Below are 20,426 nucleotides of genomic sequence, written 5' to 3' on the forward strand. Positions count from 1 at the left end.
AATGCCGCCGGCGCTACGCGGGCCCGGTCTGGCCGGGGCGGCGACGCTGCTCGCCGCAGCCGTCACCGCCGTGGTCCTGGTCGGCTTCTCGCTCGTCTCCTTCCCGGCCTACGGCAACTCCAACGTCCTGCGTGCCCTGACCGTGGTCTGTCAGACCGCCGCGATCGCGCTGGTGGCGGCGGGGATCCTCGCCGCGCGCGCCGGGGAGCGGCCGGGGGGTCGGCCCGCGCTGGTGCGGCTGGGCAAGCTCGCCGCCCCCACCGGGTCGGCCCTGCTCGTGGCGGCCACGCTGGGCATCCCGCTCGCGGCGTCGCGGCTGTACCTGCACGGCGTGAGCGTGGACCAGGAGTTCCGCACCCAGTTCCTCGGCCGCTCGGCCACCTCGCTCGGGCTGCCCGACATGGCGTACATCGACCTGCCGTCGTTCTACCCGTCGGGGTGGTTCTGGCTGGGCGGGCGGTTCGCGAACCTGGTCGGCCTCGAGGGCTGGGCGGCGTTCAAGCCGTGGGCGATCCTGTCGCTGGCGGTCGCGGCCGCGCTGGTCACCGTGCTGTGGACGCGGATCCTGCGCACCGACCTCGGCGCCGCGGTGGGCCTGGTCTCGACCTCGATCGTGCTCGCCTACGGCAGCCCCGAGCCGTACGGCGCCGTGGTGGCCCTGTTCCTGCCGCCGGTCCTCATCCTCGCGTGGCACGCGGTCAGCCCGACGGCCCGCCACGCCGGCCGCGGCGCCACCGTGGCCACGACCCTGTTCCTCGGGGCGTCGGCGTGCACCTACACGCTGTACACCGGCCTGGCGGCGGGCACGGTCGTCCTCATGGCGCTCGTCGCGACCGTCTCCGCGGTGCTCGCCGCGCGGCGCGGTCGACGCGTGATCCCGCTCTGGCTGCCCGCGGCCCGGCTCGCCGTGATCGGGTCCGGGTCGATCCTGATCGCCCTGCTCGTGTGGGCGCCCTACCTGCTGGCCGCGCTCCGCGGCGAGCCCGCAGACTCCGGCACCGCCATGCACTACCTGCCCGAGGCCGGGGCGCGGCTGCCGCTTCCGATGACCGCGGGCGGCCTGACCGGCTGGGTGTGCCTGGCCGGCCTGGTGTGGATCATCGCGCGGGCGTGGACCTCGCGCCGCGCGCAGGCGCTCGGCCTGGGCGTCGTGGCCGTCTACCTGTGGAGCCTGGCCTCGATGGCCGTCACCGTCCTGGGCACCACCATGCTGGGATTCCGGCTCGAGCCGGTGCTCATCCTCCTCCTGGTGGTGGCCGGGGTGTTCGCCGTCGTCGACGTCGCCGGGCTCGCCGTCCGCGCGGCCGGCCGTCAGGCCGGTGAGCCCCGGCCCGCCGCGGAGGCCGCCGACCGTCGTCGGCGCGCCGGCGCCGTGGTGGGTGTGCTGGCCGCCCTCGCCGTGCTCGCACACGCGCAGGGCATCCCCGACCACCTGCACGACGAGATCCGGCTGGCCTACACCGACACGGACGGCCACGGCGAGCGGGCCGACCGCTACCCGCCCGGCCCCGAGTCCCACTACGCCGAGGTCGACCGCGTCATCCTGGAGTCGTTCCCCGGCCGTGACCGGACCGACCTCGTCGTCGCCAGCACCGCCGACGCGTTCCTGGCCTACCACCCGTACTTCGCCTACCAGGCCGTCACCTCGCACTACGCCAACCCGCTGGGGCGGTACGCCGACCGCAACGCGTCCATGGTCGCGTGGCAGGACGCCACCAGCGGCGACGAGCTGTTCGCGATGATGCGCTCCACGCCGTGGCGCGGCCCCGACGCGATCGTCACGCGCCGGTCGGGCGACGGCTTCACCCTGCGCCTGGCCGAGGACACCTACCCCAACGACCCCAACGTCCGCCGCTTCGGCGTCACCATCCCCGGCGAGGCCGTCGAGGGGGACCACTTCGAGGTCCACGACGTGGGTCCGTTCGCCGTGATCACGGTGCGGTGAGGAGGCTGTGCGGTGATCAGGCGATGACAGCGGAGCGAACGGGAACCGTGGGACGGGGCGACGACGACGAGGTGCACGACACCGACGTCGAGCGTCCCCTCGGTCTGCACCCGTACCCCGGCATGGACCGCGACCGCCGGTGGGCGGTCATCACCGGCTTCCTCGGGGCGGTCCTGGCGATCCTCGCCGGGTTCCTCCCCGTGCACCAGGACACCACGCGGGTGCAGTGGACGGCCGGGCCCGACTACGCCTCGGTCACCGCCCCGCTCGTCTCCGGGCGACCGCTCGACCTCACCATCACCGCACCGTGCGCGCCGCTGGCGCAGGTCCCCGAGAACACGATCGTGTTCTCCACCCTGCCGGAGGGCGCCCCCGGGCGGATCTCCGACGGGCTGGTGGTCCAGCGCGCCGAGGACGCGGCCGGCGACCCGGTCATCGAGGTGGCGGTACGCAACATCACGCTGCTGTCGGTGCCGCTGTCCACCCTGCGTGACCCCGCGTGCGAGACGCTGAACGTGCGCGCCGAGACGGGCATCCTCGTCGCCGAGTTCACCGGCCTCGAGCGCGACCCCGACGACGCCGACGACGCGGTCCGCGCCGCCGTCCCGGGGACCATGCGCCCGCAGGTCACCGGGGTCTTCACCGACCTCACGCCCGTGACCGCGCCCGACGGCCTCGGCGAGTCCACGGTCGAGGTCACCGTCGACTCCCGGTACTCCTCCAGCCCCACCGCGCTCAAACTGGTGCTCATGGTGATCGGGGTGCTCGCCACCCTCGCCTCCGTGGTGTTCCTGCACCGCCTCGACGGCATCGACGGCCGCTCGCACCGCCGCTTCGTCCCGCGGTCCTGGTCGCGACTGTCCGGGGTCGACGGGGTCGTCATCGGCGTCCTGGGCTTCTGGCACCTCGTGGGCGCCAACACCTCCGACGACGGCTACCTGCTCACCATGGCCCGCTCGGCCGGGCCCAGCGGGTACATGGCCAACTACTTCCGCTGGCTCGGCTCCCCCGAGTCCCCGGTCGGCTGGTACTACGAGATCCTGCGCGTGTTCGCCGAGATCTCCACCGCCAGCCCGTGGATGCGGCTGCCCACCCTGCTGTGCGGCATCCTGTCGTGGCTCATCATCAGCCGCGAGGTCGTGCCCCGGCTGGGCCGCCTCGCCCGCACCTGGCGCGGACCGCGCTGGACCGGCGCCGCCCTGTTCCTGGCCTTCTGGATGGCGTTCAACAACGGGCTACGGCCCGAGCCGGTGATCGCGCTCGGCGCCCTGCTCACGTGGTCGCTGGTCGAGCGGTCCATCGCCACCCGCCGGCTCGTGCCCGGCGTCGCGGCGATCGGCGTGGCCGCGTTCTCCCTCGGTGCCGGCCCCACCGGGCTCATGTGCGTCGCGGCGCTCGCGGCGGGCGCCCGCGAGTTCCTCAGCATGGCCCGGCGGCGCGCGCGGGTGGTCGGGTGGGCCCCGATCCTCGGCCCCGTCCTGGCCGTGGGTCTCGCGCTGCTCTACACCGTGTTCGCCGACCAGACGCTGGCCGCGGTCCTCGAGGCCACCCGCATCCGCACCGAGCTCGGTCCGAGCCTGCCCTGGTACGGGGAGAAGGAGCGGTGGGAGGCGCTGTTCGGGGTCTCCGCCGACGGCGGTGTCGCCCGCCGCTTCCCCGTCCTGCTCATGCTCATGTGCCTGGTCCTGGTCACCGCCGTCATGCTGAGGCGGGGGAAGATCCCCGGCGCGGCCGCCGGGCCCTCGCGCCGACTCATCGGCGTCCTCGCGGGATCGCTGCTGTTCCTGGTGTTCACCCCCACCAAATGGACCCACCACTTCGGGGTCTTCGCCGGTCTGGCGGGTGCGCTCGCCGTCCTCGCCGTCATCGCCCTGCGCTCCTCGACGGTCTCGCTCAATCGGAGTCGCTGGCTGGTGTGGGCGGCGCTGTGCTTTGTCGTCGGCCTGTCCACCGCCACCAACAACACCTGGTGGTACGTCTCCGACTACGGCATCCCCTTCTCCGACTCCTTCCCCGCCGTGGGCGGGGTCCAGGTCCAGTACGTCGCGTTCATCGGCGCCCTGGTGTGCCTGCTCATCGCCGGACTCATCCACTCGGGCCTCGTCCCCTCCGAGCCCGGCGCCGCCCTGTGGCGCCGCGTCCGGCGCGCGGCGCCGTTCCTGCGGACGCACGCCGACACCCCCGCCGCCCGCCGCCGCGCCGACGGCCGGAGCCGCGGGATCGGCGGCACCCCGCTGACGGTGGTCGCGTTCTCCGTGGTGATCTTCGAGCTGGTCTCCGCGGTCACCGCCGTGTTCGTCCAGAGCCCCGCCTACAGCGTCGGCCGCGGCAACATCCGCGCGCTGTCCGGTGAGCCGTGCGCGCTGGCCGACTCGGTGCTCGTCGAGGAGGACTCCAACGACGGCCTGCTCAGCGCGGTCGGCGCCGGGCCCGAGATCTCCCTCGGCGCGGGCGTCGTCAACGGCTTCGCCCCCAACGGCCTGCCCGACTCCATCACCGTCGACAGCGCGGAGGCCTCCGGCGCGCTCGCGACCTCCGAGTCCGGCGAACGCGACCCCGGCGACGGTGTGGACGCCGGCACGACCGGCGGCCGCGGTGCCGTCACGGTCAACGGCTCCACCGTCGCGCTGCCGTTCGGTCTCGACCCGGACACCACCCCGGTCCTGGGCTCCTACCGGCGCGGCCCGCAGGTCGCGGCCGAGCTCACCTCGGCGTGGTACGAGCTGCCCGCCCGCAGTGCCAACCGCCCGCTCCTCGTCATGGCGGCCGCCGGTCGCATCGGCAACGGCGCCCTGCGCATCGAGTACGGGCGCCCCGGCCGTGTGGGCGCGACCGGGCCCACCGACTTCGAGGTCATGGGCTCCACCACCCCCATCGACGTCGGCCCCGCGCCCGCCTGGCGGAACCTGCGCATCCCGCTCGACTCGATCCCCGAGGACGCCCAGGTCGTGCGCGTGGTGGCCGCGGACGGCAACCTCGACCCCGACCAGTGGCTGGCCGTCACCCCGCCGCGGAACCCGCGGCTGCGCACCCTTGACGAGGTCGTCGGCCACACCGACCCCGTGCTCATCGACTGGGTCGTCGCGCTGGCCTTCCCGTGCCAGCGGCCGTTCGTCCACAACGGGGGCGTCGCCGAGATCCCCCGCTACCGGATCCTCGCCGACCGCGAGTCGTCGTCCGCCGCCAACTGGTGGCAGAGCGCCGGCGGCGGCGGCCCGCTCCTGTGGACCAGGCAGACCGTCGAGGCCATCACCGTCCCCACCTACCTCGACCACGACTGGGCCCGCGACTGGGGCTCGCTGCAGCGGTTCGAACCCCTCGACCCGGACGCCACTCCCGCCGAACTCCTCCGCGGAAGCGAGGTGCGTTGGGGCTGGACCACGCCGGGTCCGATGAACTGATCGTCGCCTAGAATCGGCTGTCGTGTCAGACTCCTCCCCGGAACCGTCCCCGGCTCATCCCCCGGCTCCCAGTCCGGCCTCCGGCGCGATCGCCGCCGACCCGCGGGTCGCGAGGCTCCGGCTCATCGCCATCGTCAGCGGCCTCGTGGGCACGCTGTGCTTCCTGGCCCTGCCGTTCCTGCCGGTCTCCCAGACCACCTCGACCGTGCAGTGGCCGCAGAACGGGTCGGTCGGCTCGGTCACCGCGCCCCTCATGGCGCACTCGCCCCAGCGGTTCACCGCCACCGCGCCGTGCGACCTGGTCGGTGGGCTGCCCGCCGACGGGGGGATCCTGCTGTCCACCGCCCCGGCGGGTGGCGAGGAGGCCGGTGACCGCGCCCTGTTCGTCCGGGCCTCCGCCGACACGGTCGACGTGGTCTCTCGCAACCGCGTCATCGTCTCCGCGCCCCGTGACCGGGTCGAGGCCGGCGACTGCACGCAGCTCAGCGTCGTCGCCGCGCCCACCTACGTCGAGGCGTCGTTCGACGGCATCGACGGTGCCGCGCGCCGTGTCGACGCCGACGACCTGCGCCCCATGGTCGTGGGCGTCTACACCGACCTGCCCGCCGACACCGCGGTGCCCGAGGGCCTCGACGTCACCGTGCAGGTCGACTCCCGCTTCACCACCGACCCCACCGCGTGGAAGTGGGCGGCGATCGTCATCGGGCTGCTGTCGACCGCCGTCGCCCTGTGGGCGCTGCACGCGCTGGACCAGACCGACGGTCGCCGCGCACGCCGCTTCCTGCCGCGCGGCTGGTTCCGGATCCGCCCGCCCGACATCGCCGTGATCGGCACGCTCGGCGTGTGGCACTTCGTCGGCGGCAACACCTCCGACGACGGCTACATCCTGTCCATGGCCCGAGCCGCCGATCCCGCCGGCTACATGGCCAACTACTACCGCTGGTACGGGGTCCCCGAGTCGCCGTTCGGCTCGCCCTACTACGACCTGCTGACGCTGTTCTCGCACGTGTCCACCGCGAGTCCGTGGATGCGGCTGCCGGCCCTCCTGGCGGCGATACTGTGCTGGCTCGTCCTCAGCCGCGAGGTCCTGCCCCGCCTCGGACGCGCCGCCCGCACCACCCCGGTCGTCGTGTGGAGCGCCGCCGCCGTCTTCCTCGCCTTCTGGATGGCCTTCAACAACGGCCTGCGGCCCGAACCCATCATCGCGCTGGGCGCCCTCCTGACCTGGGTCTCCGTGGAACGGGCCATCGCCACCCGGCGGATGCTGCCGTTCGCGATCGCCGTCATCATCGCGTCGTTCTCCCTGGCCACCGGTCCCACCGGGCTCATGGCCGTCGCGGCACTGCTCATGGGCCTGCGGGCCGTCGTGCGCACCGTCGTCATCCGCGGCCGCGTGATCGGCTCGTACCTCGCGCTCGTCGCGCCCGTCCTCGCCTCCGGCACGATGGTGCTGATCTGCGTGTTCGGCGTGCAGACCCTCGCCGCCGTGCTCGAGGCGATCCGGGTCCGCGGCGAGATCGGTCCCAGCCTGAGCTGGTTCGAGGAGTTCGTCCGCTACTACTACCTCATGATCCCGACGGTGGACGGCTCGCTCGCCCGTCGACTGCCGGTCCTGCTGGTGCTGCTGTGTCTCGCCGTCGTCGTCGGCACCCTCCTGCGCCGCGGCAAGGTCCCGGGCGCCGCCTCGGGCCCGGTCTGGCGCCTGGTCGGCGTGGTCGTGGGCACGGCCTTCTTCATGATGTTCTCGCCCACCAAGTGGACCCACCACTTCGGTGTCTACGCGGGCATCGGCGGCGCGATCGCCGCCCTCGGAGCCCTGGCGATCTCCGCGTCCGCCGTCCGCACCGCCCGCAACCGCACACTGTTCCTCGGCGTGATCCTCCTCGTGGTGGCGCTGGCGTTCGCCGGCCCCAACGGCTGGTGGTACGTCTCGAGCTACGGCATCCCCTGGTGGGACAAGGCGCCGAGCATCCGCGGCATCGACGCCGCCACCGTCCTGCTCGTCCTGGCGGTCCTGACGTTCGCCTACGCCGGGTGGCAGCACCTGCGTCGTGACTACACCGGCGACAAGGCGCCCCGGACCACCGAGGGCCGACGCCGCGTGCGGACCTTCGCCGCCGCACCGATCGCCGTGGTCGCCGGCCTGCTGGTGATCTTCTCGATCGCCTCGTTCGCCAAGGGCGTCCACAAGCAGTTCCCGGCGTACACGATCGCCGAGGGCAACCTCTCCGCGCTCGCCGGGAACCCCTGCATGCTCGCCGACCGCGTCCTCGTCGAGCCCGACGCCAACGCCGGCATGCTCACCCCGCTCGACGCCACCCCCTTGCCCGACGGGACCATCGACCCGCAGGACCGCGCCGCGGCCATCGAGGCGGGTGGCAACACCGGGTTCACGCCCGACGGTGTCGCCCCCGACCTGTCCGCCGACGCGGTGGTCGCCGACCCCGGCGCCGCGAACACCACCTCCGAGCCCGGCGGCGGCCCGTCGGTCAACACCGGTGAGAGCGCGGGCACCGGAGGCGGCCGGGGCGCCGAGGGTGTCAACTCCTCGACCGTCGCACTGCCCTTCGGGCTCGATCCCGCCACCACGCCGGTGCTCGGCTCGTTCCTCGTGGGCCCGCAGCGGGAGGCCAGCCTGGAGACGGGCTGGTACCGCCTGCCGGAGAACCGGGAGTCGCATCCGCTGCTGGTCATCTCGGCGGCGGGTCGCATCGGCCGCTTCGACGCGGACGGCATCTACAGGTACGGCCAGAGCGTGGTCGTGGAGTTCGGCCGCTCGGCGGAGGCCGGCGTCGAGACGGTGGGCGAGCCGGTCGTCCCGTTCGACATCGGCCCCGCCCCCACGTGGCGGAACCTGCGGGTGGACATGCAGGACGCCCCCGCGGACGCCGACGTGATGCGTGTCCGGGTCGACGACAACGACCTCACCCCCGATCAGTGGGCAGCGATCACGCCCCCGCGCGCTCCCGAGCTCGTGACGGTCCAGGAGATGGTGGGATCTGACTCGCCGGTCCTGCTGGACTGGGCGGTGAGCCTGCAGTTCCCGTGCCAGCGTCCGTTCGCTCACCACGCGGGCGTGGCCGAGTTGCCCGAGTACCGGATCCTCCCGGACCGTCCGCTGGCCGTCAGCGCCACGAGCACCTGGATGTCGTACGAGGCCGGCGGGCCGCTGGGATGGGTGGAGACCGCGCAGCGGGCGCGGACGATCCCCTCCTACCTGCGGCACGACTGGAACCGGGACTGGGGTTCGATCGAGGCCTACACCCCGCTGGGCACGTACCAGGAGGAGCCGCCGGCGCCAGCCGAGGTGACCACCGGCACCGAGACCCGCTGGGGCTGGTGGCAGCCCGAGGGGCCGATCTTCGTGACCGACCCCGAGTGACCCGCTCAGCGCGCGGGACCGCGCCGGCCTGACGAGGGCCCGCCGGTCCGATGAGGGCCCGCCGGAGGCAGCAGCCACCGGCGGGCCCTCGGTCGTTGGCGCGGCCCCGGCCTGAGCCCTCGTCGCCAGGACAGCCGCCCGCCGACATGGCGTCTCGCGCGCACCGCGGTGACGGCGAGACGCCAGGTCGAGGAGCGGCTGCGGCCAACGCGGGCAGAAGCGGGAGCGAGACGCCAGGTCGAGGAGCGGCTGCGGGGCGGCTGCGGGGCGGCTGCGGGGCGGAGAAATGCGGGACGGGCGGCCCCCTCGTCGGTGGGCCGCCCGTCGGTGCGCTCGTGCCGTTGGCGCGCTGTTGCTATCGGATCACAGCGGGAAGATGGCATGCTTACGCGGAAGCTCGACCCGCGTCTTGTCCCGGAGCTGCTCGAGCGCACTACGCAACACCAGCCGCGTGTGCGAGGGCTCGATCACCGCGTCGATGTAGCCCCGCTCGGCGGCCGTGTACGGCGTCGCGATGAACTCGTTGTACATGTCGATGAGCTGCTTGCGGAGCTTCGGCCCCTCCTCGGGACCCGCCTCCTCGATCTGACGGCGCTGCAGCAGATCGACCGCGCCCTCGGCGCCCATCACCGCGATGCGAGCGGTCGGCCACGCGAAGTTGAGGTCACCGCCCAGGTTCTTGGAGCCCATCACCGCGTAGGCCCCGCCGTAGGCCTTGCGCACGACGAAGGTCACCTTGGGAACCGAGGACGCCGCCACAGCGAAGCCCATCTTGGCGCCACGATGGATGATGCCCAGCTTCTCCTGCTCCACACCCGGGAGGTAGCCGGGGGTGTCCACCACGAAGACCAGCGGGATCGAGTAGGCGTCGCACAGCATCATGTGCCGGGTCGCCTTCTCGGAGGCGTCGATGTCCAGCGCGCCGGACAGGTGCAGGGGCTGATTGGCGATCACGCCCACCGGCTCACCGTCGACGCGCGCGAAGCCCGTGATGATGTTGGAGGCGAACTGCCCCGACGTCTCCATGAACTCGCCGTCGTCGAACATCCGGATCAGCACGTCGTGCATGTCGTACGCGGCGTTGTCCGAGTCCGGGATGATCGTGTCGAGCTGCAGGTCCGACTCCGTGGTCTCCGGCTCGAGTCCCGGGTTGATCCGCGGGGCCTTCTCGCTGGCCGACGACGGCAGGTAGCTGAGCAGATTACGCACGTACATGAACGCGTCGTGCTCGCTGACGGCCACGTGGTTGACGTTGCCCCGCTTCGCCTGCTCGAGCGCGGACCCGAGCTCGTCCATCGTGACGTCCTCGCCGGTCACCTGACGGATGACGTCGGGGCCGGTGACGAACATGTACGCCTGGTCCTGGACGGCGACCACGAAGTCGGTCGTCACGGGCGCGTACACGGCACCGCCCGCGCACTTGCCGAGCATGATGGAGATCTGCGGCACGTGGCCCGACGCCGGGTACTGACGGCGGCCGATCTCCGAGTAATACGCGAGCGAGGTGACGGCGTCCTGCACGCGGGCGCCGCCGGAGTCGTTAATCCCGATGATCGGGCAGCCGATCTTGATCGCGAAGTCCATGATGGCGCAGACCTTCTTGCCGAAGCCCTCGCCGACGGACCCGCCGAACACCGTGTTGTCGTGCGCATACACCGCCACCGGGCGACCGTCGATGGTGCCGCGGCCGGTCACCACGCCGTCGCCGAACGGGTTGTCGGGGTTGCCCGGCGCCTTGGCCAGTTGGCCCATCTCCACGAAGCTGCCCGCGTCGAGGAGTTCGGCGATCCGCTGGCGGGGAGGCGTCTGACCCGCAGCGTCGCGGCGGGCCTTGGCCCGCTCGCTGCCCGGATCCATCGCCTGCTCGGTCTTGACCCGCAGTTCAGCGAGCTTCTCCGCGGTCGTCTTGGCCGTCACGCGTTCGTTCCCTTCCGTACGCCCGCGTCGAGCTCCGTGAGCCGACGCGCCAGATGCTTACCGACCGTACCGACCACGGGCTCGTCGACCATCGCGAGGTGGTCCCCCTCGAGGTGGACCACCTCCAGATCGGTCACCACGGCGGCCCAGCCGCCGTCCGGGTCGATGCGCTCGTAGCGCGGCTCCAGTTCGATCGCCCCGTCGTGCATCCGCTCGGCCCGGTACAGCACGAACGGCACCTCGGCGCCGACGCCGGCCCACGAGCTCATGTCCGCGCTCTGCAGGATGCGGTTGTCCACGAAGCTGGCCCGCTGGTGCTCGATCACGCCGCCGCCCATCGCGTTGGCCTCGGCGCCCAGCACCCCCATCAACATGTCCAGCACGCCGTCCTCACCGTGCTCGGCGAGGAAGTCGCGCGGCACCTCCACGTCGAGCCCGTAGGTCCGCTTGGCGAACTCCGAGTAGCGCTTCCAGCGCGCCTCGGCCTCGTCGAGCGTGTCCGGGATCGGCTCGGACGGCTGCACGGTGTCCAGCAGGACCACCAGCGACACCTCGTCGCCCGCGGCCCGCAGCTGGCGGGCCACCTCGACGGCCAGCGCGCCGCCGAAGGACCAGCCACCCAGCGCGACCGGGCGGCCCGCGGCGAGCTCGCGGATCCGGTCGAGATAGGTCGCGGCCCGCGCCTCCAGCGGGCCCTCGACGCGCTCGACGCCGTACACCGGGGTGCCCTCGCCGAGGCGCTCGACGAGCGGCTCGTAGACGAACGACGATCCGCCGGCCGCGTGGAACAGGAACAGCGGCGTGCGCCCCTCCTCCCCCTGCGCCAGCACGCGGATGTTGCCCTCCACGGCGACCTCGGTGAACGGGCGCAGCAGATCGGCCACCTCGGCGATCGTCGACGCGCCGGCCAGCTGATCGGCGGTGATGTCGCCGCCGGATCGCTCGGACAGTCGCCGGGCCAGCGCCTCGCGGGTGGCCTCGTCGATCGAGGGCAGCGCGCCGGTCACGCCGGGCGCCGCAGCGCCGGTGACCACGGCCCACGCGCCGAACGCCATGCGCTCGGTGTCGTCACGCGGGGCGACCGACACGGCATCGCCGGCCGGGGCCGCACCGTCGGAGCCGGCCGCGCCGTCGGAGTCAGCCGCACCCGAGCCGTCGGCGGCGTCGCCGTCGCGCAGGGCCGCCACGTCCACGGCGCCCTCACCGCGGGCCTGCTGCGCGGCGATCTCCCCGACCTGCTCCGGGTTCTCCACCGCGAACCGGACCATCTCCGCGACGTCGTTCAGCGACGCGTCACGCATGGCCTGCAACTCGAGCGGCGGGATGGAGAACTCGTGCTCGACGCGGTTCTTGATGCGCACGGCCATGAGCGAATCCAGGCCGAGATCGAGCAGTGCCAGCTCCCTCGGCAGGTCGTCGGGGCTGTACCCCATCGAGGAGCCGACGATCCGGGCGAGCCTGTCGCTGATCGACTCGCCGGAGGCGGGGTCCCAGCGGGTGTCGGCCTCGTCGTCGTCGTCGTCCTCGCCGACCACCGGCGCGTCGGACTCGTCCGACTCGAAATGCGGCATCTCCGGCGCCGTCGACGGATCGATCGGCGCGCCGCCGCTGACCGCACCGGAGGCGACCATCACGAACGACGCGGACTCCTCGTCCGACCGGGCGTGGACCTGCAGGGACGCCCCACCCGGGTGCGGGGTGAGGGTCGTGGTGACCGACCCCGAGGCGGGCAGGACGCCGGGCCGGTCGACGGCGGTGAGGGTCGCGCCCTCGATCACCGCGGCGGCCGCGGCGGACATCAGTGCATCCACGCTGGGCACGACCTCGGCGCGGACCTGCCACGCGTGGCGGCCGTCGGGCAGCGCGACGTACGACCCCGGCATGCGGCCGTCGCCGGACCCGCCGCCCGCGGTGACCTTGGGCCACAGGGTGCGGCGCTTCCACGCGGTGCCCGGCACCGGCGCGTACCGGTCGGGGCCGGTGACGTAGCCGTGGATCATCTCCACGACGCTCGGCATGTCGATCGTGTGCCCGTGGACGTACAGCTGCGCGATCGCGTGCAGGAGCGTGTCGGCCTCGGACTCCTTGCGCTTGAGCGTGTGCAGGAGGTTCGGCTCCATGAGACCGGCGTCGAAACACGTGGCGGCCACCGACATCGCGGCCACCGGGTTGGGGGCCAGCTCGAGGAACGTGACGTACCCGGCGTCGACGGCCTTGCGCACGGCGTGGGTGAACCACACCGAGTGGCGCATGCCCTTGACCCAGTACTCCTCCGCGTGGACCGGCTCGTGGCCGGCGCGGTAGAAGGTCTCGCGGTCGACGGAGGAGAACAGCCCGGAGGTGAGTTCGCGCGGCTCGAGGCCGGCGATCTCCGCGGCCAGCTCGCCGAGGAGCATGTCGACGTCCGAGGTGTGCCCGGCACCGCGGACCTGCAGCTGACGGGCGAACTTGCCCTGCTCCTCGACCCACGCGACGAAGTCGGCGACGGGCTTGGCGCGGCCGCCGACCGTGGTGTGGGTGGGCGCGGCGTAGACGGCGGGCTCGATGGAGGCGAACTGCGGGTTGTCGGCGATGATCTGCGCGATCTCCTCGGCCGAGTACTCGACCAGCGCCATCGCGCCGGCCTCCTCCTCCGAGACCTGCCCCTCGGCGTCGCCCATGAGGCGCGAGCGCACGGTGATCACGCGCACCGCGTCCTCGAGGCCCAGGCCACCGGTCGCGTAGGCGGCGGCGACCTCGCCCATCGAGTGGCCGATGACGGCCTCGGGCTTGGCGCCGAGCGCGCGCAGCGTGTCGACGAGCGCGACCTGGATGGCGAAGATACCGACCTGGGAGTTCTCGAGCTCGTAGGTCTGGGAGTCGTCGAGGATCAACTCGGCGATCCGGTAGCCGGCCTCGAAGTCGATGAGCTCGTCCACCGCGTCCAGGCACGAGGCGAACAGCGGGTTGGACAGGTACAGCTCCTTGGCCATCTTGCGGTGCTGGGAGCCGAAGCCGGAGAACACCCACACGTCGCCCGTGCCGGCGGGGGCGTCGGCGCTGAACACGCCGGGGCCCGGGTCGCCGGCGGCGAGTGCGCGCAGTCCGGCGACGAGCTCGGCGCGGGTGTGGCCGACGACCGCGCCGCGCGAGCGGCCGTGGTTGCGCGTCGCCAGGGTGCGGGCGACGGCGCCGAGGTCGATCGAGTCGTCCTGCGCCTCGAGCCAGTCCGCGACCTGGGCGGCCGTGGCCTTGCGGCGCGACGGCAGGGACGCGGACACGACCAGCACCGTGGCCGGAGGGCCGGGAACAGCGGTGCCGGTGGTGGCGAGCTCGTCGGCGTTGCGCGCGACGGCGTCGGCCACGCAGCGGGCGACGTCGTCGTCCGTGGCCGTCGCGGTGGTGGTCGCGGCGTCGGTGGTCGCCGTGGTCGGGTCGGTGTCGGCCGGGGCGTCGGTGGAGGTGTCGGACGGGGCGTCGACGACGACGTGGGCCGGCTGCGGCCGGTACTCGGCCACCACGACGTGCGCGTTGGTGCCACCGAAGCCGAAGCCGGAGATGCCGGCGACCGCGCGGCCGCTGTAGCGCGGCCACGGGGTGGTCTCGGTGACCACGCTGAGCCGGGCGGCGTCGAAGTCGATGTACGGGTTGGGGCCCGCGTAGTTGATCGTGGGCGGCACGGCGTCGTGCTGCATGCCCAGGATGATCTTGGCCAGGCCGGCGGCGCCGGCGGCGGACTCCATGTGCCCGAAGTTGGTCTTGGCCGAGCCCAGGAGCGTGGGCCGGTCGGCGTCGCGGCCGCGGCCGAGCACCTGGCCCAGGGCGGTGGCCTCGATGGGGTCGCCGAGGATCGTGCCGGTGCCGTGGGCCTCGATGTAGTCGACCTCGCGCGGGTCCACGCCGGCGTCGGCGTAGGCCTGGCGCAGGACGGAGACCTGGGCGTCGGGGTTGGGGGCGGTCATGCCGTTGGAGCGACCGTCCGAGTTCACGGCGGAGCCCTTGATGACGGCGAGGATCTCGTCGCCGTCCCGTTCGGCCTCGGACAGGCGCTTCAGGATGAACACGCCCCCGCCCTCGGCGCGGCAGATGCCGTTGGCGTCGGAGGAGAACGCCTTGATGCGCCCGTCGGGGCTGAGCGCGGCGCCGGTCTTGGCGAAGCCCATGGTGGCGGCGGGCGCGAGCATCATGTTGACGCCACCGGCCACGACGAGGTCCGACTCGTGCAGGCGCAAGGAGTTGACGGCCTCGTGGATCGCGACCAGCGACGTCGAGCAGGCGGTGTCCAGCGTCATGGACGGGCCGCGGAAGTCGAACGTGTACGAGATCCGGTTGGAGATGATCGAGTTGGAGGCGCCGGTGACCGCGTACGGGGACGCGGCGGCGGAGTCCGACGTGAGCAGGACCTGGTAGTCGCTGGACGACGAGCCCATGAACACGCCGACCTCGCGGCCCTTGAGGTCACTAGCCGGGATGTGGGCGTTCTCGAGGGCTTCCCAGGTGAGCTCGAGCGCGAGCCGCTGCTGCGGGTCGACCATCTCGGCCTCGCGGGGGCTCATGCCGAAGAACTCGGCGTCGAAGTCCTTGACCTCGGTGTCGTCGAGCCAGCCGCCGCGGTTCGGCGCCTCGGCCAGGACCTGCTGGACGTACGCGTCGCCCGCCCACTCCGACCAGCGCGAGTCCGGTCGGGGGCTGGTCGCGTCACGGCCGGAGGCCAGCAGGTCCCAGGTCGCCTCGGGGCTGTCGGCGCCGCCGGGGAAGCGGGTCGCGAGGCCGATGACGGCCACGTCGAACTCCATGCCCGCGCCGCGCTCGCGGAACGTGTGCAGGTCCGTGGGCTCGTCGGCCTCCACCGGACCGTTGACCACGTACTCGGCGAGCGAGGCGATGGTGGGGTGCTGGTAGGCGACGGTCGCGTCCAGCGGCCGGCCGATGAGGTCCTCGAGGTCGGCGGACAGGGACACCGCGTCGCGGGACGACAGGCCGTACTCCTCCAGCGAGCGGTCGTCGGTCACCTTGGAGATGTCGAGCCCGGTGGCCCGGCAGACCCAGCCCCGCATCCATTCGCGGAGCTCCACTACCGTCATCTCGCTCTGTGCCATCGTCGTGGCTCGCCTTTCCTGAAGGTGTCGTCCGGTGTTCCCGTGCGCCGGGGCCGCCGTGCGCCGTGAACCGGCCCGGCGGACGCTACTGCGCCGGCAGGTCCGGGAATGCGGTCTGCTGGTGGCCCCCGCGCAGGGTGCCGTCCACGTACGCCGCCTTGCAGGCACGGCGGGCGATCTTGCCGCTGGACGTGCGGGGGATGGACCCGGCGGGAACCAGGAGAACGTCCTGGGCGGTGACGCCGTGTCGCGCGGAGATCGCCGACCGGACCGCGTCCGCGATGGGACCGGGGTCGGCCTTGCCCGCGCCGGGCGCGCGCTCACCCACCACGACCAGCGTCTCCGAGGAGTCATCGGCGGCGATCTCCGCACCGTTACGCGCCTCGATCGGCAACTGGTTGGCCGGCACGGAGAACGCGGCGACGAAGCCGGGCCGCAGGGCGTCGGACGCGCTCTGCGCGGTGTTCTCCAGGTCCTGGGGGTAGTGGTTGCGGCCCGCGACGATCACCAGATCCTTGACGCGGCCGGTGATGTACAGCTGACCGTCCACGTAGGCGCCGTAGTCGCCGGTGCGCAGCCAGCGCGCGTCCTCGGGTACCGTCCCGAACTCGCGGACGGTCTTGGAGCCATCCTGCAGCCGCTCGACGAGCCGGTTGCCGAAGGTGGCCTCGGACTCCTCGGGGCGCCCCCAGTAGGCGCGACCGATGTTCGTGCCGTGCAGCCAGATCTCGCCGACCCGGCCCTCGGGGAGTTCGCGGCCGGTGCCGTCGTGCTCTCCCGTGGCCTCGTCGATGTTCGCCTCGACGATCGTGGCCCACTGGCTGGGGGCGACGTACCCGCACGCGACCTGGGGGATGGCGTCCTCGTTGCCCTCCACCTGCGACGGCTCGAGGACGGTCATGACGCCCCGGTTGAGATCCGTCCGGTCCACATGGATGACGATCGCCTCGTCATCTCGGCGCGGCGAGGACACGAACAGGGTCGCCTCGGCCATGCCGTAGGACGGCTTGATCACGGTGGGCGCGAGCCCGTAGGGGGCGAACGCCTCGTTGAATGCCCGCATCGACGCCGGGGTGACGGGCTCCGAACCGTTGATGATGCTCGTCACGCCGGACAGGTCGAGGGTCTCGCCCTCCCTGGGCAGGCCGCGGCGGGCGGCGTGCTCGAACGCGAAGTTGGGGGCGGCGGCGAACACCCCGTCGCCGCCGCTCGCGGCGCCGAGCTGGGAGACCCACCGGCCGGGCCGCTGCACGAACGCGCGGGGGCTCATCACCGTGATGGTGGCCCCGCCCATCGCGGGCAGGATGACCGTCAGCAGGCCCATGTCGTGGAACAGCGGCAGCCAGGTGACGCCGCGCGAGGCGCGGGTCAGACCCAGGCTGTCGAAGAGTTGCATGACGTTGGTGACCACGTTGCGGTGCGTGATCTCGACTCCGGCGGGCACCCGGGTCGAGCCCGAGGTGTACTGCAGGTAGGCGATGTCGTCGGCGCCGAGGTCCGGTCGGGACCAGCCGGAGCCGAGCTCGTCGGGGATGGCGTCGACGGCGACGGTGCGCGGACGCTCGCGGGCGGGCAGCTCTCGGAAGAGCTTCCGGACCCCGGCAGCGGATTCGGTCGAGGTGAGGATGACCGCCGGTGCGCAGTCGCCCAGGACCGCGTGGAGGCGGTCGTGGTGGCCCGGCTCATCCGGGTCGAACAGTGGCACGGCGATGAGTCCGGCCTGGATCGCGGCGAAGAACGACACGATGTAGTCCAGGCCCTGCGGGGCGAGGATGGCCACGCGGTCCCCCGGCTTCGCGACCTGCTGCAGGCGGGCCGCGATGGCGTAGAGCCGCTCGCCGAACCGCGTCCACGACAGCTCGTGCACCTCACCGTCACGGGAGGTCGAGTAGTCGATGTAGCGGTAGACCAGCCCGTCATGGGCGGGGTCCTGGCGCGCGGCGGAGACGTTGGCTTCGACGAAGTCGACAAGGGTGGTGCGATCAGGGATGACGATCGCCCCTCCGGCGTCGTGATACTGCTCGAACTCCACGTTGCTCCGTTCCGATCCGTCCTACGTTGGTCGACGTCGTCGACCACGGATATGCCGGGTGCACTGACGACAAGCTTTGTCGATCCTACAGCGTGCCTCAGGGCACATCCGAACTCCGAATCGTCGCTTCGCCAGGCGTGTCGCCCCGCGGGCGCCGGGAGCAGGGCGTGACGGTCACTCGTGGGCGATCTCCGGAGCGGCGTCGACGAGCTCGCTGACGTGGCCGATCGTCCACTCGGGGACGGTGGTCCCGGCGATGACGTCCGGGTTCGTGGCGTACATGGCGTGGATCGCGTTGTTGGCGACGAACTCCTGGAACCGGGCGGCACCGTCGACGACGTTGAGCGGGGCGTTGCAGATCAGGTCGCGCGAGTCGCAGATCTGGGCCGTGCGGTCGTCCAGTTCGCCGAACCCGCCCGGGCGTGGCCCGGTCATGGTGGCACCCGCGATGAGCTGGGTCAGGCCGGTGGCCGGCTGCAGGGCGATCTCCATCCCCTGGCCGTTGCCGGGGGACAGCCCCGGCGACTGGCCCTGCCCCGGCAGGCGGCGGCCGTCCGCGATGAGGACGGAACCGAGCATCCGGTCGGCGGGAACGGGACCGTTGCCGTTACCGATCTCGCTCGTCAGGTCGCCGGCGATCACCGCGCCCTGGGAGAAACCCAGGAGGACGAACGAGGTGAGGGGGCAGTGCTCGTGTGTGGCCGCGAGCTCGGCGCGGGCACGCTCGGTGCCCTCCGCCCGGCTCTGGTCGTAGGTGACCTGGTTCGGCTGCTGCGGGTTCCGGAACTGCGCCACGTAGGGGACGGTGAACACCTCGAGGCGCTCGTCCGGGTACTGCCGGCTCAGCGGGTCCGTGATCGTCCGCAGAAGCGCGTTGGGCAGGAAACCCGGATTGTGCGGATCGTCGGTGGGGCTGCTCTCCCATGTCCCCGGCACGGCGATCATCTCGACGTCCGGGCAGTCGGCGGGCTGGGTCTGCTCGGTCTCGTCCGGGCCGGGCAGCGGGCCGTCGGGGCCGGTCGGCAACCCCCGGTTGCCGAGCCACCACCCGATGCCGAGCACGAGCAGGACGATCACGACGAGCGCCCCCAGCGAGCAGCCGAGACGGCGGCCTCCCCCACGACGCGTTCCGCGAGCCACGATACGAACTCCTTCCCGACCTCCCACACGACTGTGGCGTGTGGCCGACGACCGGTTCAACGCCCCGCGGTCCGCGCGGGTTCCTCAGGTGCCGGGCGAGGTGTCCGGGCTCACCCGGAGCGGCCGCCGCCCGCCGACGACCGCCGTCGTGCTGTTCGAGCCGCGCGGGCGGCAGTGCACTGGGCGGGCCGCTACGGGCAGAGTTGCCCGGCCGAGGCGTCCACGACGACCCGGGACAGTTCGTCGACCTCACGGTCGGAGTAGCCGCCCGCCGAGATCTGACCGGCCACCGCGTCGGCGATCGTCGTGGTCTCGTCCGCGGCTCCGCCGGTGGTGCGGATGCGGCAGATGGTGTTGCCGGCGGCGACGAGCGAATCCGACAGGTCGGCGGTCTCGATGCCCTCCTTCTCCAGTGCGGAGAGGTAGCCGCGCTCGCGCGCACCGATGGCCGGCGCGGTGTACCCCGGCGCATCCGGGGGGACGGGGGCCGGCGCCTCCGTGTACCGGCCGGAGTCCTCCGTCGCCGGGACACGGGAGGCGCCGGCGGAGCCGCCGCCCGGCGGCGGGGCGAGCGTCTCGGAGTCCGGCACGCCGGAGACCGTCGAGTCCCCTCCCCCGCACGCGGTGAGCATCCCTCCGGCGACGAGCAGCGCGGCGCCGAGCGAGAGCGCACGGGACCTCACGAGATCTCCGCCCGGCCACCGGACACGGTGATCCGACCGCCCTCGAACTCCATCACCTGGCCGCCGGAGGTGTTGCGCAGCGGGCCGGTCGGGTAGCCGAGCCGACCGCGCTCGTAGTCGACCGTGCCCCAGGCGTCGAACACCGGGCCGCGGGGGACGACGTGGGCGCCGGTGCGCGGCGACCAGTAGATCGCGCCGCCCTGGAACCGGCTGAACGCGCCGCGTCGGGTGTCGAGGGCGATCTCGTCGGTCACGGGGTAGCCGAGCTCGGAGTTCTCCGCCCCGGCCTCGCGGTAGGCCTTGAGGATGTCCCCCTCGACGACCTTCGGACCCGTCTCCTCCGACCAGTAGACCGTCCCGCCCTGGAAGCCCTGGACGACGCCCGGCTTGTTGGGGTTGGTGATCTCGTCGGTGGTCGGGTACCCGAGGTCGCCGCGCTCCGCGCCGCGCTCCTGCCACATCGCCCGGATGCCGCCGCGGACCGCGTGCGCGCCGGTGGAGGGCGACCAGTAGATGACGCCGTTCTGGAAGGTGGAGAACCGGCCGCGCCCGTCCGGGGTGGTCGTCTCCCCGGACGTCGGCAGCCCGAGCACGCCGTCGGGTCCGCCCTCGGCCTGGTAGGCGGCGCCGATCGCCCCGAGGACGGAGTGCGCCCCCGTGGCCTGCGACCAGAACACGCGGCCGAAGCGGAAGTCGGTGGCCTTGCCGCCCCGGACGTCGTACTCGCCGGTGAGGCACGGCCCGAGTCCGGGCTGCCGCTCGGCCACGCGGGCGATCTCGCCCGCCGCCGCGCACGGCTTCTCGACGTTCTCGATGCCCACCGCGGTGGCGAACTGCGGCCACGCCTG

9 protein-coding genes are annotated in these 20,426 nt (G+C 72.8%); 3 read left to right on the forward strand and 6 right to left on the reverse strand.

All coding sequences use genetic code 11. The annotated features are described in order from the left end of the window. Nucleotide 1 precedes the first annotated feature (1 nt). The 3 genes from DPA01S_RS11120 to DPA01S_RS11130 are packed head-to-tail and all read left to right on the forward strand — an operon-like array spanning nucleotide 2 to nucleotide 8,728. Nucleotides 2-1,945: an arabinofuranosyltransferase gene (locus DPA01S_RS11120; RefSeq protein WP_061916258.1), complete on the forward strand. Its 1,944-nt coding sequence runs from the start codon at nucleotides 2-4 to the stop codon at nucleotides 1,943-1,945. A 23-nt stretch (nucleotides 1,946-1,968) separates the two neighbouring features. Then, entirely contained in the window at nucleotides 1,969-5,346 is a 3,378-nt protein-coding gene (locus DPA01S_RS11125) for an arabinosyltransferase domain-containing protein (protein ID WP_061227888.1), read from the forward strand. A 22-nt stretch (nucleotides 5,347-5,368) separates the two neighbouring features. Next, nucleotides 5,369-8,728 carry an arabinosyltransferase domain-containing protein gene (locus DPA01S_RS11130; RefSeq protein WP_061916261.1) on the forward strand — a complete coding sequence of 1,120 codons (3,360 nt, stop codon included), beginning with the start codon at nucleotides 5,369-5,371 and terminating at the stop codon, nucleotides 8,726-8,728. A gap of 363 nt (nucleotides 8,729-9,091) precedes the next feature. On the opposite strand, the gene DPA01S_RS11135 is transcribed toward DPA01S_RS11130, so the two are convergent. From DPA01S_RS11135 to DPA01S_RS17670, 6 genes are all read right to left on the reverse strand, one after another. Further along, the gene (locus DPA01S_RS11135) at nucleotides 9,092-10,585 is read right to left on the reverse strand and encodes an acyl-CoA carboxylase subunit beta (protein ID WP_061916281.1); all 1,494 of its coding nucleotides are present in this window, start codon (nucleotides 10,583-10,585) and stop codon (nucleotides 9,092-9,094) included. A gap of 56 nt (nucleotides 10,586-10,641) precedes the next feature. Then, complete coding sequence (gene pks13, locus DPA01S_RS11140; protein ID WP_061916264.1) at nucleotides 10,642-15,723, reverse strand: polyketide synthase Pks13; 5,082 nt, start codon at nucleotides 15,721-15,723, stop codon at nucleotides 10,642-10,644. A gap of 85 nt (nucleotides 15,724-15,808) precedes the next feature. Then, on the reverse strand, nucleotides 15,809-17,755 hold the full coding sequence (gene fadD32 / locus DPA01S_RS11145; RefSeq protein ID WP_061227885.1) for a long-chain-fatty-acid--AMP ligase FadD32: 1,947 nt from the start codon (nucleotides 17,753-17,755) through the stop codon (nucleotides 15,809-15,811). A gap of 174 nt (nucleotides 17,756-17,929) precedes the next feature. After that, nucleotides 17,930-18,895: a cutinase family protein gene (locus DPA01S_RS11150; protein ID WP_061227884.1), complete on the reverse strand. Its 966-nt coding sequence runs from the start codon at nucleotides 18,893-18,895 to the stop codon at nucleotides 17,930-17,932. A 191-nt stretch (nucleotides 18,896-19,086) separates the two neighbouring features. Next, the gene (locus tag DPA01S_RS11155) at nucleotides 19,087-19,578 is read right to left on the reverse strand and encodes a DUF732 domain-containing protein (RefSeq protein ID WP_061227883.1); all 492 of its coding nucleotides are present in this window, start codon (nucleotides 19,576-19,578) and stop codon (nucleotides 19,087-19,089) included. Then, nucleotides 19,575-20,345 (reverse strand): LGFP repeat-containing protein, encoded by a 771-nt coding sequence (locus DPA01S_RS17670; RefSeq protein ID WP_371441673.1) that lies wholly within the window; start codon nucleotides 20,343-20,345, stop codon nucleotides 19,575-19,577. The genes DPA01S_RS11155 and DPA01S_RS17670 overlap by 4 nt, the downstream gene beginning before the upstream one ends. Nucleotides 20,346-20,426 lie beyond the last annotated feature (81 nt).

It is taken from the genome of Dietzia papillomatosis NBRC 105045, from assembly GCF_001570845.1.
GTDB lineage: Bacteria > Actinomycetota > Actinomycetes > Mycobacteriales > Mycobacteriaceae > Dietzia > Dietzia cinnamea.